At 75.5% G+C, this 14,014-nt stretch carries 7 protein-coding genes; 2 read left to right on the top strand and 5 right to left on the bottom strand.

Going from position 1 to position 14,014, the window contains the following annotated elements; genetic code table 11:
* Nucleotides 1-29 precede the first annotated feature (29 nt).
* Complete coding sequence (locus ACQ9ZG_RS11665; RefSeq protein WP_018488543.1) at nucleotides 30-653, top strand: TetR/AcrR family transcriptional regulator; 624 nt, start codon at nucleotides 30-32, stop codon at nucleotides 651-653.
* A 196-nt stretch (nucleotides 654-849) separates the two neighbouring features.
* Here the strand turns inward: ACQ9ZG_RS11665 and ACQ9ZG_RS11660 are convergent, their stop codons facing one another.
* The 5 genes from ACQ9ZG_RS11660 to ACQ9ZG_RS11640 all read right to left on the bottom strand — a co-directional run bounded on the left by ACQ9ZG_RS11660 (nucleotide 850) and on the right by ACQ9ZG_RS11640 (nucleotide 11,537).
* A complete protein-coding gene (locus ACQ9ZG_RS11660; protein ID WP_499280433.1) occupies nucleotides 850-2,079 on the bottom strand; it encodes a hypothetical protein in 1,230 nt (409 codons plus the stop codon).
* A gap of 1,043 nt (nucleotides 2,080-3,122) precedes the next feature.
* Nucleotides 3,123-4,088, bottom strand: a complete 966-nt coding sequence (locus tag ACQ9ZG_RS11655) for a carbohydrate ABC transporter permease (RefSeq protein WP_109916522.1) — start codon at nucleotides 4,086-4,088, stop codon at nucleotides 3,123-3,125.
* The gene (locus ACQ9ZG_RS11650; protein WP_028418322.1) at nucleotides 4,085-5,371 is read right to left on the bottom strand and encodes a carbohydrate ABC transporter permease; all 1,287 of its coding nucleotides are present in this window, start codon (nucleotides 5,369-5,371) and stop codon (nucleotides 4,085-4,087) included. Before ACQ9ZG_RS11650 ends, ACQ9ZG_RS11655 begins: the two co-directional genes overlap by 4 nt.
* A gap of 91 nt (nucleotides 5,372-5,462) precedes the next feature.
* Nucleotides 5,463-6,824 (bottom strand): ABC transporter substrate-binding protein, encoded by a 1,362-nt coding sequence (locus ACQ9ZG_RS11645; protein ID WP_018488547.1) that lies wholly within the window; start codon nucleotides 6,822-6,824, stop codon nucleotides 5,463-5,465.
* 390 nt (nucleotides 6,825-7,214) lie between these two features.
* Nucleotides 7,215-11,537, bottom strand: a complete 4,323-nt coding sequence (locus tag ACQ9ZG_RS11640) for an FHA domain-containing protein (RefSeq protein ID WP_499280431.1) — start codon at nucleotides 11,535-11,537, stop codon at nucleotides 7,215-7,217.
* 681 nt (nucleotides 11,538-12,218) lie between these two features.
* On the opposite strand from ACQ9ZG_RS11640, the gene ACQ9ZG_RS11635 reads away from it, so the two are divergent.
* Nucleotides 12,219-13,922, top strand: a complete 1,704-nt coding sequence (locus ACQ9ZG_RS11635; protein ID WP_165273626.1) for a protein kinase domain-containing protein — start codon at nucleotides 12,219-12,221, stop codon at nucleotides 13,920-13,922.
* Nucleotides 13,923-14,014: the final 92 nt, after the last annotated feature.

Below are 14,014 nucleotides of genomic sequence, written 5' to 3'. Positions count from 1 at the left end.
TCCCGTCGTGGCGCACTATCATTCGGGCCATGACCACCGAACGCGGAACCCGCCGCCGCGCCCCCGCGGGCGCCGCCGTCCTGCGCGAGGACGTCACCGACGCCATCCGGGCGGCCGTCTTCGAGGAACTGGCCGCGGTGGGGTTCGCCCGGATGTCCATCGAGGGCATCGCGCGGCGCGCGGGCGTCGGCAAGACCGCCGTCTACCGCCGCTGGAAGTCCAAGCTCGCCCTCGTCCTCGACCTGGTCGCGGCCGTCGCCGCGCAGGGGATGCCCGCCCCGGCCACCGGTTCGCTCTACGGGGACGTGCGCGCCGTCCTCGAACTCGCCGCCTACGCCCTGCGCCACCCGGTCGCCTCGCAGGTGATCCCGGACCTGCTGGTGGAGGCCGCCCGCAACCCGGAGATCTCCGAGGCGATCAAGGCTGCCCTCCTCGACCAGCAGCAGGGCGTCGCCGCCGTGGTGGTGCGGGAGGCGGTGGCCCGGGGCGAGCTGCCGGAGGGGAGCGATCCGGACCGGGCCCTCGACCTGATCGTCGGACCGCTCTACTGGCGGCTCGTCGTGGTCCGGGGCGAGCTGCCGAAGGGGTACCTGGACGATCTGGCGGCCTCGGCGGTCGCGGCGCTGCGGAGCGGTGACCCGGGCGGGGGGTGAGCCGGAAAGGGTGATCCGGAAGGGGGTGATCCGGCCGGGGGACGGGGCGGCGCCCTCGGGGTGTTACCTGCCGGGTGGCGCGCCGGCGCCGTCCCGCCGGGGGCCGAGCCGGTGCTGATGCCGCCGGGGGCCGCCCCGGTCGAGCGGGGCGCTCAGCCCCGCCCGCGCGGTCGCCGCTCCCGTACGTACCCGGATCTCACCGCTCCGGTACGCGTGCCAGGACCTCTCCCGTGCGCGGGCTGTACGCCAGCACCGACGCGTCCCCCGGCAGCTTCTGGAACCGGGTCAGCAGCACCCACCGCACCCCGTACCGCCCGGTGATCCGGTCCCGTTCCTCCTGCGGGGTCGCCGCCTTCAGGTACTCCGCCACCGCCCGGCCCCGGGCCCGCCGTTCCGCCGCCGGGAGGCCCGCGTCCGGCAGCCCCTCCGCGAGGACGTACGCCCCGTGCCCGGCCAGCGCGTACATCGCCGGGCGGCTGTCCGTCAGCACCACCTCACCGGGCGGGATGTGCGCGGTGGCCCAGGTGTACGGCTCCCCGGTCACCGGGGCACCGCCGGTCGCCGGGCGGCTCGTGGCCCCGGCCGACGACGGCGCCCGCTCGGCGGTGAGCCCGTTGTAGTACGGCCACACCGCCGCCACGGCCGCCGCACAGAGCGCGGCCAGCGCCCACCGCCGTACCGTCGGCCTGATCCGGGTCCGCTGCACCACCGCGATCAGCGCGACCACGCCCAGCGCCGCCCCCAACGCCGTCGGCGGATGCACCAGCAGGACGAGCCCGAGCAGCGCCCCGATCCCGGCCGCCTCCGCCCAGCGGGGGCACCGCCCCGGCAGCCGTCCGGAGACCGGGCGGGGGACCCGGGTGACCGCGCGCCCGGTCCACGCCCACAGATGCAGGGTGAGCGCCACCGCGAACGTGCTCGGCGCGCTCCACCGTCCCGGGTCCGCCCAGTGGATCAGGGCCAGCGGGATCAGGGCGAGGACCGGCACCCAGCGGTTCGGGGTCAGCACGCGGGCCAGCCGGCCGATCCCGGTGAGCAGCAGCGCCAGGTTCACCGCCGCCGACAGCGCCAGCACGGTCTGCCCGGAGAGCCCGCTCGCCCGGGCGCCCAGCCCCTGGAGCACGGCGTACGGGGAGTAGTGCGCGCTGGCCACGGCGGGCAGGTCCGTCATCGGGAACGTCGGGTGCAGCAGGTCGGCCCGCAGCCGTTCGGCGACGGCCGCGTTCAGCCCGGCCTCGCAGCACATGGGCACCTGCCAGGCCGCCGCCGAGAGCACGGCCCACAGCAGACCGGCCAGCAGGACGTAGGGCGAGGGCAGCCACCGGGGCGCCGCGACGTACTGGTCGACGCCGTCGGCCCCCGCGCGCGAGGGCGACGAGGGAGGGGCGTCGGACGGGGCTGGGGTGGCGGAAGAGGGGAGGGACACAGGACATGGGTTCCGTGTCCTGGGCCGTCCCTCCCGGCCGCCACTCTTCCGGGGGAAGCGCGGGAGGGGCCTGAGCGGGGGCGCGGCGGTTCTTCCGGAGAGCGGGGGTGGCGGAGCGGCCGGGTGGAGTGGCAGTGGGGAGCGGCCGGGGAGATCGATACGGGGCGTTGGTCCGACCGCCGCCCCGAGGTGGCGGGGGACCGGGGGCGGGCGTAGGCAGTGCCGATAGGAAGGCGCCCGCGCCGAACCGGGCGCTGCTGCGTTGGCCGGAGTTCCGCCGCGCTGGCACGAGCGCCGCCGTGTCGGCCTGAGCCCCGCCGTGTCGGCCGGAGTTCCGCCGCGCTGGCCCGCGCCCTACTGCTCCGCCCCGAGCGCCGCCGCGTCGGGCCGAGCGCCACCGTGTCGCCCCGAGCACCGCCGCGCTGGCCCGCGCCCTACTGCTCCGCCCCGAGCGCCGCCGCGTCGGGCCGAGCGCCACCGTGTCGCCCCGAGCACCGCCGCGCTGGCCCGCGCCCTACTGCTCCGCCCCGAGCGCCGCCGCGTCGGGCCGAGCGCCACCGTGTCGGGCCGAGCGCCGCCGTGTCGCCCCGAGCGCCACCGCGCTGGCCCGCGCCCTACCGCTCCGCCCGAGCTCCACCGCGTCGGCCCGGGCCTCACCTCGCCGACCGGAGAGCCACCTCGCCGACCCCGCGCCCGGAGGGGCAGGTCAGCGGCGGGGACAGCGGCAGCGGGCGGCCGTTCGTCCCACTTGGGCGAAGCCGAGGATGAGCCGGGGAGGAGCCGCCGCACCACCCGCTCGGCCGCGTCCCCGTCGTCCTCCGGACCGGGGTGCCGAGCGGGTGACGCACGCGGCGAAGCGGCCCGGTTCCGGGGAACCGGGCCGCTTCGGGCGGTCGTGCCCTGTCGGGCGGCCGGGGCGCGGCGGACGACCGGGCTGCCGCGACCCCCGTACGGCTGCACACGCCGCCCCACGGAGGCCCGCGCGCAGCCGTACCCAGTCCCGGTGGTCCCGGGAGTCCCGGTCAACGGACCGCACTAAGACGTCACTTGACCGCCCCCGCCATCACGCCCGACACGAACTGCCGCTGGAAGGCGAAGAACACCGCCAGCGGGATCACCATCGACACGAACGCGCCCGGCGCCAGCACGTCGATGTTGTTGCCGAACTGCCGCACCTGCTGCTGGAGCGCCACGGTGATCGGCGGTGAGTCGGAGCCCGCGAAGATCAGCGCCACCAGCATGTCGTTCCACACCCACAGGAACTGGAAGATCCCGAGCGAGGCGATCGCCGGACCGCCCAGCGGCATCACGACCCGGGTGAAGAGGCGGATCTCGCCCGCCCCGTCGAGCCGCGCAGCCTCCAGCAGTTCGCGGGGGATCTCCGCGAAGAAGTTCCGCAGCAGGAAGATCGCGAAGGGCAGCCCGAAGGCCGTGTGGAACAGGACCACCCCGAGCGTCGTCTCGAAGATCCCTATGGTGCCGAAGAGTTCGGAGACGGGGATCAGCGCGACCTGTACGGGGACCACCAACAGGCCCACGACCAGCAGGAACCACCAGTCGCGGCCGGGGAAGTCCAGCCAGGCGAAGGCGTATCCGGCGAGCGATCCGATCACCACCACCAGGACGGTGGACGGCACGGTGATCATGATGGTGTTGAGGAGCGATCCGGTGATCGTCGAATTGTCGAGCAGACGCTGGTAGTTGGAGAAGGTCAGCTCGGACGGTGCCGTGAAGACCTGCCACCAGCCGGTGGCGGCGATCTTCTCCGGCCCGCGGAGCGAGGAGAGGAACAGCCCGATCGTCGGCATGATCCAGAACAGGGCGACCAGGACCAGGAAGACCCGCATCACCCCGCCGCCGGTCCGGGCGGCGATCCGGGCGCCGAGGGACCGCGTGGCCCGGGATCGGGCGGCGGGCGCCTCGGTCGTTCCGGGTGCTCCGCGCGTTCCGGGAGCCCCGGGTGTTCCGGGTGTTCCGGGCGCGTCGGGCGCGTCGGGCGTGGCGGTCATCGCTGCCTCTCCTTCCGTATCCGCCGGATGTTGAACAGCATCACCGGCAGCACCAGAAGCAGCAGAAGCACCGCGATGGCGCTGCCGATGCCCAGGTCGGCGTCCGTGCCGAAGGAGGACCGGTACAGCTGGAGGGCCAGGACGTTCGCGTCGTCCTGGGTGGAACCCGGCGCGATGATGAAGACCAGGTCGAAGACCTTCAGCACGTTGATCATCAGCGTCACCAGCACCACCGCCAGTACGGGCGCCAGCATCGGCACGGTGATCCGGCGGAACACCTGCCACTCGTTGGCGCCGTCCACCCGGGCCGCCTCCAGGAGTTCACGCGGCAGCCCGGCCAGGCCGGCCGCGATCAGCACCATCGCGAACCCGGCCCACATCCACACGTAACTCCCGATGATCCCGGGCGTGACGAGCGTCGGGCCGAGCCAGTCGACCCCGTTGTACGGCTCGCGGAAGTTCTCGGCGGGCAGCCGCAGTTGGGCCCCGTCCGCCGACGCGGGCAGGGTGAACACCCCGTCGGCCCCGGCGGTCGCGGTGGCGACGACCCTGCCGTCCCGGACCGCCTCCACCTTCAGCCCCTTCAGCCCCAGCTCCTCCGGGTCGACGACGTTCGGCTTCCCGCCGCCGCCCCGGGTGAAGTCCAGCCAGGCCGTCCCGGTGATCGCGTCCCCGTCCGCCACCGGGTCCGCCTTCGCCGGAAGGGCGTCGGAGGGCATCTTGGCAGGGGCCACGCCCACCAGCGGCACCTGGACCGGCGCCCCGGCCCGTACCGGCTCCTTGGAGACGTACGATCCGCCCTCGCCCTTCTCCAGTGGATGGACGGGCAGCGGCCGTGCCTTGGGGAAGCCCGCCGACTCGCTGAACATGTCGTGCACGCTCACCACGACGGCGTTGGCCACCCCGCGCTCGGGCGCCTGGTCGTAGACGAGCCGGAAGATGATGCCCGCCGCCAGCATCGAGATCGCCATCGGCATGAAGACGATCAGCTTGAACGCCGTGCCCCAGCGGATGCGTTCGGTCAGCACCGCGAAGATCAGGCCCAGCGCGGTGGCGACGGTCGGGGCGAAGACCACCCAGATCGCGTTGTTCTTCACCGCGGTCAGAATCGTCTCGTCGGTGAAGAGCGCCTTGTAGTTGTCGATCCCGGCGAAGCCCGTACCGGCCTGGTCGAAGAACGACCGGTAGACCGAGTAGCCGATCGGGTAGACCACCAGCGCGCCGAGCAGCACCAGCGCGGGGAGCAGGAACGCGGCCGCGATGACCTTGCGGGTCCCGGTCACGCTCCTGGTCCCGGGCTTCGGGGACGGGCGCCGGTCCGTGGAGGCGGAGGGCGCCGCGCCGGCGCCCTCCGCGTTCGTCGTCGCCACCGCGTCAGCTCTTGTACGCCTTGGCGGCCTCGGACTCCAGTTTCTCCTGGGCCCCGGCGATGTCCTTCGGGTTCTTCAGGAAGTCCTGGAGGATCTTCCACTGGCCCTTCCCGGGCGTCCCGCCGAACGACTGCGGGGCCTGGTCGGACATGTCGAAGCGGACGTCGTCCCCGGCCGCGACGAGCGCCTCGGCCATCGTGCGCTGCACGTCGTTGGGGTACGCGGCCGAGTCCAGGTTCTTGTTCGGCGAGATGAACCCGCCGGCCTCCGCCCAGATCTTCGCCGCGTCCGCCGAGGCCAGCCAGGTCAGCAGCGCCTGGGCGCCCTTGCTGTCCTTCAGCGCCACGGCCGCGTCGCCGCCGGTCACCACGGGGGAGTCCGCGCCGACCGCCGGGAACGGGAAGACCTTCGCGTCCGTGCCGATCTTCGCCTCGGTCTGCGCGATGTTGATGGAGACGAAGTCGCCCTCGAAGACCATGGCGCCCTTGGGCTGGTCGCCCCCGGTGAACGTCTGGGTCACCGAGGCCGGGAACTCCGTCTGGAGTGCACCGTCCGCGCCGCCCGCGATCAGCTCCGGCTTGCCGAACAGCTCGGCCAGCGTGGTCAGCGCGTCCTTGACCGACGGGTCGGTCCACGGGATCTCGTGCCGGGCCAGCTGGTCGTACTTCTCCGGGCCCGCCTGGGAGAGGTAGACGTTCTCGAACCAGTCGGTGAGCGTCCAGCCGTCGGCGCCCGCGACGGAGACCGGGGTGACCCCGGAGGCGGATATCGTCTCCGCGGTGGTGATGAAGTCCTTCCAGGTCTTCGGCTCACTGGCGCCCGCGTTGTCGAAGGCCGCCGCGTTGTACCAGATCAGGGACTTGTTGGCGGCCTTGAAGTAGACCGCGTACTGGGTGCCGTCGACCGCCCCGAGGTCCTGCCAGACCTTGGCGTAGTTCTTGGTCAGCTGGGCCTTGGCCTCCTCGCCGACCGGCTTGGCCCACTTCCTGGCCACGGCCTGCTGGATGGCGCCCACCTGCGGGATCATCGCGATGTCCGGGGGCTCGCCGCCCGCGATCTTCGTACCGAGGAAGTTGACGATCGGGTCCTGGGCCGGGACGAAGCTGACCTTCGCCCCCGTGCGCTTCTCGAACTCGCCCAGCACCTTGGTGAAGTTGGCCTGCTCGGGCCCTGTCCAGACCGCGGCGACGGAGATGTTCTCGCCGTCCAGCTTCGGCAGGGTGACGGTGGGGGCGCTGTCCGTGCCCTTGTCCGTCCCGCCGTCCGACTTCTTCGTATCGCCGCCGTCCCCACAGCCCGTCAGCGCCAGCGCGCCGACCGCCGTGAAGACGAGGGCCGCCCTGCGCAGGGAAAGGGTTGTCCGCATCACTGTCCCGTCTCTTCCGTACGCGCCCGACCACGCTGTCGTCGCCCCGGGCCCGCGCCGTCCGTGCGCACAGTCCTACGCCCGGCGCACGGGCCCCGCAATACCGCCGGAGGGCCCAACGCGAAGATCGTGATGGCCTCGTGACGTCACGTCAGCAAATGCCGGAGGATGTGGCGGAATGAGGTGAGGAAGGGGCGGGCAGGGGCAGGAGTGGCAGCTTGAGAGCCGGGCCGGGAGGGTGCGTGGCGAGGCCCGGGGCGAGTGTGATTCGCGGGGTTACTGGTTCCGTGGTGTACGGGCTTCCGGTTACGGGCTGTGGGTGTACGGGCTACGGGTGTGCGGGCTTCCGGCTATGGGTTACGGGGTGTACGGGCGCCGGGCCCCGGGCGGTCACGTCGGGAACGGGATCAGCGGGGGCAGCCGCTCGGCGTTCACCGAACGGGCCGCGCGCTCCAGGGCGCTGGCGAGCAGGGCCAGGTCCGTCGGGCCGTTGCCCAGCTCGCGGACCGGGCGGCGGGTCGGCGGATCGCCCATCCGCTCCCACTCCAGCGGCACGACGGTGGGCCGCAGCGTCGCCGTACGCGGGATGCGCCCCGTGACGCGGCCCCCCTGGAACGGGGTCACCCGGCCGTCCGGGTGGCCCAACCTGCCCCGGCCCGGGGCGGGTTCGTCCGGAGAGGGCGGCAGGACCGGCGCGTCGAGCACGATGCGCAGCCTCGCCCCCCGGGCCAGCTCGGTGTCCTCCGTGCGGTCCGGGCGCGCCGAGGTGGCCACCAGGTGCACCCCGAGCCGGCCGCCGTCCCGGGCCACGGCCTCCAGCGCCCGCACCACGGAACCGGCGGCGGGGCGGCCGGGGCTGCCGAGCCCCGGGGCGACCAGTGCGTCGAAGTCGTCGGCCAGCACCACCAGGCGCGGCAGCGGGGAGGGTCCCGGGTCCGACGCCCGGGCGGCGACCTGGCGCAGCCGCAGGGTGCCGCTGGCCGGGGAGTCCAGGTCGCCCCGGCGCTCGGCGCCGCTCGGCGGACGCTGGCCCACGACCCGCCGGGGCTCCGCCTGCTCGGCCGCCTCCGCGTGGCGGGCGTGCCAGGTGGCGAAGTCCAGCGGGCCCAGCAGTTCGGCCCGGCGCTTCAGCTCGCCGCCCAGGGCCTGCGCGAACTCCCGCATCCGGACCGGGTCGGAGGCGACGAGGTGGGTGAAGACGTGCGGCAGCTCCGTACAGGGGAGCAGCCCCTCGCCCCGCTCCTCGGGCTTCCCGCCCGCACCGTCGACCAGCAGGATGCCCAGCCGGTCGGGCCGGGCGGAGGCGGCGAGCGAGGCCGCGACGGCCCGCAGCAGCTCGGTGCGCCCGCTGCCCGCGGGGCCCTCGATGAGCAGGTGCGGCCCCTCGTCGGCGAGATCGACGCTGAGGGGTCCCCGGGGCCCGGCACCGAGCACGAGCACGGGCCGCCCGGAGTCACCCGCCTGCGGCACGGGCCCCGGAGCCTCCCCGCCCTGCGGGCCGCCCCGGGGCGTGCGGCTGGAGTCGCGCCCATCGGCACCCGGGTAGGGCGTGCGCTCCGGGTCCCGGCTGTGGCCGCCCGGATACGGGGTGCGGCTGGGGTCCCTGGCGTCGGCGCCCGGGTACGGGGTGCGGCTGGAGTCCCTGCCCTCCGTGCCCGGGGAGGACGTGCGGGCCGAATCGCGGCTGTCCGCCCCCGGGTACGGCGTCCGGCCGGAACCCCGGGGCTCGGAGGCCGGGTACGGGGTGTGCCCGTAGTCCAGGTCGTCCGTGTCCGGGTACAGCGTGCGGCTGGAGTCCCGGCTGCCGGCCCCGGGGTACGGGGTGCGGCCGGGGTCCCTTGCGTCCGCGCCCGGGTACGGCGTACGACCGGAGCCGCGGCTGTCCGTCCCGGGGTACGGCGTGCGCCCCGCACTCCGGCTCTCCGTACCCGGATACGGCGTGCGGCCGGAGTCCTGACGTGCGGCCGGGGGGTACGGCGTACGGCTGGAGTCCCGGGCGTCCGGCCCCGGGTACGAGGTCCGGCCGGTGTCGCGGTCGCCTGCCGCCGGGTACGGCGTACGGCCCGTATCGGGGTCACCCGGATACCGAGTGCGGCCGGTGTCCCGGTCGCCCGCCCCCGGATGCGGCGTACGCCCCGAAGCCGGGTCACCCGGGTACGCGGTGCGCCCCGAGCCCCGGTCCTCCGCGCCCGGGTACGGCGTACGGCCTGTGCCGGGGTCGGCCGGGTACGGGATGCGTCCCGACGCCGGGGTGTCCGGGGAGCGGCGGGGCTCGGCTGCCGTGCGCTGGGGGCCCACGCGGGGGCCGGCGCTCAGGGTGCGGCCCGAGCCGGGGGTCTCCAGGTCCGCCCGGGAGGGGGCGGTGGCGGGGCGGGGTACGGAGGCGCCCGGCTGGTCGTCCGCCGTGGAGGCCCAGCGGGCCATGAGGGAGGCCGGGGTGGCGCGGGCCAGGCCCAGCTCGTCCAGCAGCCGGGCCGAGGGCGGCAGGGCGGCCGTCGTCGGGCGGCCCGCCAGTGCGGCCGAGCCCTCGTCGCGCAGGGGTGCCAGCGCCCGCCCGAACCGCTCGGCCCAGGCCGCCGACACCGCGTCCACCGCCGCCACCGTGCCGTGGCCCGCCGCCTGGCCGCCCGCCGTGCGCAGCAGCCGCAGCGCCGTCGCCACATCGCCGCTCAGCATCGCGACCGCCCCGCACTCGCGGAAGGCGATCGAGGCCCGGCAGGCGGCGTCGTACGTCGCGGCCACCGGGGAGGTGGGGGAGGCCGCAGGGGTCTCGGCCAGACAGATCAGATGGATGCCGGACGCGGCCCCCGCACCGGCCAGCCGGGCCGTCGTCTCGCGCAGCGCCGCCGTACCGGGGTCGCCGTCCAGCACGACCACCGTGTGCGGGCCCTTGTGCGCGCGGGCGGCGTCGGCCACCTCGGTGCGGTCCAGGTTCGGCCAGCCGGGGCCGAGCGGCCCCTCGTCGAGGCGGCGGACCAGCTCGGCCGTCCGGGCGTCCGCCTGCTCACGGTCGTACGCGAGGAGGAGCCGGCAGTCCTGCCCGTGCAGGGGGCGCAGATGCGGCAGCCACCCCAGCCAGGACCACTCGCGCCGCCGCTCCTCCAGGGAGCGGGAGCGGTCCGTGGAGATGAGGACGATCTCCAGGTCGAAGGGGGAGTGCAGCGCGGCGAGCTGGGCCACCGTGGCACGGGCCAGCCCCGCCAGCCGGGCGCGCGGCCCGGCGAGCCCGAGCGAACCGGCCTCCCGCAGCCCCACCGTCACCGGCACCGACGGCACACCGGCCCGGTCGGTGGTCCCGAGCCGCACCACCAGCGCCTCCGGGTGCCCGTCGTGGCGCTCCCACAGGCGGGGCCCCGGGCCCAGCGCGGTCAGCAGCACCGCCGCCGGGTCCGGCCAGGTGCCCTCGGGCGCGGACGGCACGGCGGAGAAGGGGGAGAGCGGCGATACGGGCGTGGCCAGATGGCCGGAGTCGCCACCGGCACCGAAGGAGCCCGCGGAACCGGAGGAGTCGAAGGAGCCGGAAGCCCCGGCGGCACCGGCCGGGGAAGCGGCGTACGCACCCGCCCCCGGGGCCCCCGCCGGATGGCCGTGGCCGTGGGCATCGCCGTACGCGTGTCCGTACGGCTCTCCGTACGCGTGGCCGTCCGGCGAGGCCCCTGTCTCCGGCCGTCCCGCCCGACCCGGCCGCTCCGCCCCCTGCTCGCCGCCCCTGCCACCGCCCTTGAGCCGTCGGGCCCAGGCACCTATGCCCCCACGCCGGGGCGCCTCCCCGCCTTCGGGTGCGCGCCGGGCCGGGACCGTGCCGGGGACACCGTGACCGGGGCCGGGCTCCTGGGTCTCGTACCCGTACGCCACCGGCTCCGCGCTGGACGCTCCGGAGCCGGTGGCCCCCGTCTGCCCGCCGTACGCCTGCCCCGCCCCCTCGCCGGGCCCCGCAGGCCCACCGGACCCGTCGAACCCTCCGGACCCGGACCCGGGCCCGGACCCGGACCCGGAGCCGGAGTCGGTGCCGAGGGCCGTGGACGGCCCCGGACCCCCGTGCACCGGTCCGTGCGCGGCCTGGTCCGCGCGGCTCACCCGCAGGTGGCCCTCGCCGTCCGGGGCCGTCGGCAGGGCCCCCGGGCGCGGGCCCGCCGTGAGGCGCAGGGTCGATTCACCGAGCCGCAGCAGGGCGCCGGGCGGGAAGCGGACGGGCCGGTCGCGGACCTCCGTACCGTCCAGGGACGTGCCGTTGGTCGAGCCGAGGTCCGCGACCGAGACCCGGCCGTCCTCCGCCACCGTCACCGCGCAGTGCAGCCGGGACACGTCAGGGTCGTCCAGCGGGACGTCGGCCTCGGCGGAGCGGCCGATCCGGATCTGCCCGCCGTGCAGCAGGTGGACCCCGCCCGCGTCCGGCCCGGCGACCACGTGGAGCTGGGCCGGAACGGCGTCGTCCGTCGCCTCGTCCTCGCCGGGGACCTGGAGCGAGAGCACCGCCCCGTCCACCAGCGGCGGCTCACCGAGAGCGATCCGCTGGGCGTCCAGCCGCTCCCGGCCGGCGAAGAGGACCACCGCCCCGCCGCCCTGGGACCCCTCGGGCCCGGAGACCGCCTGGGCGAGGCCGGAGGCGACCGCGGCCAGCGCCGTCCCGGCGGGGGCGGTGACGAGCACATCGCAGGCGCGCGCCGGGGTCTGGCCGCTGCGCGGCGCGAGGACGGTCAGCCGGATCTGCATCGCCGTCGGCGGTCCCTTCTGCGCGGGGTGCCCGGCAGGGGAAACGCCCTGTGATTCCCCCCACCCGGCACGGACAGGTCGTCCGTACAGGTCGTCACGGACCCCGGGCTCCCGACCCGTCAGATCCGTGCTTGGAGGCATCCTCGCACCTGCCACTGACAACACGCCCGCCGGTCACCTTCAAATGATCTTGAATGGTCGGCTGTGGGCGCAAAAGTGCCTGCTTGCGTCCGGTTCCCGCCCCTCCGCCCGGCTCTTCCCGCCGCCCCGGAGCGCGAGCGCACCCCCGCGCTCCACCTCGCGCCGGTCGCGCTCCCGCCGCCCCCGGCAACCCGTCCCGCCCGCCCCGGCGATCCGCCCCGCCCGGCTCCGGCGCCCGGCTCCGCCCGCCCCGGCGATCCGCCCCGGCCGTCCGCGACACCTGGCTCCGGCTGTCGCGGCGATCCGCCCCGGCCGTCGCGGCGACCCGCCCGCGCCGTCGCGGCCAACCGCCCCGCCCGCCGTGGCAACCAACTGTCCGGTCTGCGCGTCTTCCCCCGAAACGCGACCCTCGGAACCCCTCCCCGAGAGCCATCCCGCCCCCTTGTCCAGCGGCATTAGAGTGGGCCGGAACATCGGGCCGGGAACATCCGGGCAGGCCCGGGGGACCGCGAGCACCACGATCAGCAGGGAGTGCAAGACGTGCGGCCTGTAGGCAGCAAGTACCTCCTGGAGGAGCCGCTCGGACGCGGCGCCACGGGCACCGTCTGGCGAGCCCGCCAGCGGGAGACCGCGGGCGCCGAGGCGGCCGTCGCCGGGCAGCCCGGCGAGACCGTGGCGATCAAGGTCCTCAAGGAGGAGCTGGCCAACGACGCGGACGTCGTGATGCGGTTCCTGCGGGAGCGCTCGGTCCTCCTGAGGCTCACGCACCCGAACATCGTGCGCACCCGCGACCTGGTCGTCGAGGGCGACCTCCTCGCCCTGGTGATGGACCTGATCGACGGTCCCGACCTGCACCGCTACCTCCGCGCTAACGGCCCGCTCACCCCGGTCGCCGCCGCCCTGCTCACCGCGCAGATCGCGGACGCGCTCGCCGCCAGCCACTCCGACGGCGTCGTCCACCGCGACCTCAAGCCCGCCAACGTGCTGCTCGACGAGCGCGACGGCGGGATGACCCCGATGCTCACCGACTTCGGCATCGCGCGGCTCGCGGACTCCCCGGGGCTGACCCGGACGCACGAGTTCGTCGGCACCCCCGCCTATGTGGCCCCGGAGTCCGCCGAAGGCCGCCCGCAGACCTCCGCCGTGGACATCTACGGCGCGGGCATCCTGCTGTACGAGCTGGTCACCGGCCGTCCGCCGTTCGCCGGGGGCACCGCCCTCGAAGTCCTGCACCGGCACCTCAGCGAGGAGCCCCGCCGCCCCTCCACCGTCCCCGAGCCGCTCTGGACGGTCATAGAGCGCTGCCTGAGCAAGGACCCCGACCGGCGGCCCAGCGCCGAGAACCTGGCCCGTGCGCTGCGTACGGTCGCCGCGGGCATCGGCGTCCACGCCAACTCGGCCCAGATCGCCGCCGCCGACGGGGTGGGCGCCCTGCTCGCCCCGGACCCGGCGCCCACGGCCGTCCCCGAGACCCCCGGCGCCGCCGACCCCACCCAGGTGCTGCCGAGCAACGCGGGCTCGTACGACCCGGCCGCCGCCACCAGCGTGCTCCCGCAGAGCGGGCCCGGCGGCAACCGGGGACCCGGCGGCAACCAGGGCCACGCCGACCCGACCGCCGTCCTGCCGCCCGTACCGCCGCAGCAGCCCGACGGGCAGCCGGACAGCCCGCACCCCTGGCAGTCCCAGCTCCAGGCCGCCCGCGACCGCAACGAGCAGACGCAGGTGCAGTACCTGGACCCGAGCCAGGACCCGCTGCGCCGCCGCCCCCAGCGCCAGGCGCCCCAGCAGCCTCCCCAGCGCCAGCAGCCCCAGCAGCCCCAGCAGCGGCCTCCGCAGCACCGGCAGCAGCCGCTCCAGCAGCAGTACCCGGCGTCCCAGCAGCAGCAACATCAGCCCCAGCGTTACCAGGCGCCCCCGCAGCCCCAGCGCCAGCAGTACGCGCCCCAGCCGCAGCAGCCCCAGCAGCCCGCCGCGCGCCCGCCGCGCGAACCGCGTCCCCCGAGGCAGCGCAGCGCCAACCCGATGCGCATCCCCGGACTCGGCTGCCTCAAGGGCTGTCTGTTCACCGTGGTGCTCCTCGTCATCGCCGGCTGGCTCATCTGGGAGCTGACCCCGCTCCAGGACTGGGTCGCCCAGGGCAAGGGGTACTGGGAAGCCATCGGTGACGCCATCGGCAAGGTCACCGACTGGGTCTCCCAGCTCGGTGAGGCCACCGGCGAATCCGGCGGCACGGGCGGAGCCTGACGGGGGCTGACCCCGCCCCTCCTTGTCCCTTTGTCGACTTCTCCGGGCGGATTACGCCCGGAGAAGTGCGGTTCGGCGCCATCCCTGGCACG

Origin of the sequence: Streptomyces araujoniae, from assembly GCF_050871195.1 — a bacterium.
Taxonomy (GTDB): domain Bacteria; phylum Actinomycetota; class Actinomycetes; order Streptomycetales; family Streptomycetaceae; genus Streptomyces; species Streptomyces bacillaris.
This window is presented reverse-complemented; position numbering and strand designations above follow the sequence as displayed.

What these genes read in the sequence shown, in the direction of transcription:
- ACQ9ZG_RS11665 (WP_018488543.1), top strand. Translation starts at nt 30, where the DNA reads ATGACCACCGAACGCGGAACCCGCCGCCGCGCCCCCGCGGGCGCCGCC.
- ACQ9ZG_RS11655 (WP_109916522.1), bottom strand. Translation starts at nt 4,088, where the DNA reads ATGACCGCCACGCCCGACGCGCCCGACGCGCCCGGAACACCCGGAACA.
- ACQ9ZG_RS11645 (WP_018488547.1), bottom strand. Translation starts at nt 6,824, where the DNA reads ATGCGGACAACCCTTTCCCTGCGCAGGGCGGCCCTCGTCTTCACGGCG.
- ACQ9ZG_RS11640 (WP_499280431.1), bottom strand. Translation starts at nt 11,537, where the DNA reads ATGCAGATCCGGCTGACCGTCCTCGCGCCGCGCAGCGGCCAGACCCCG.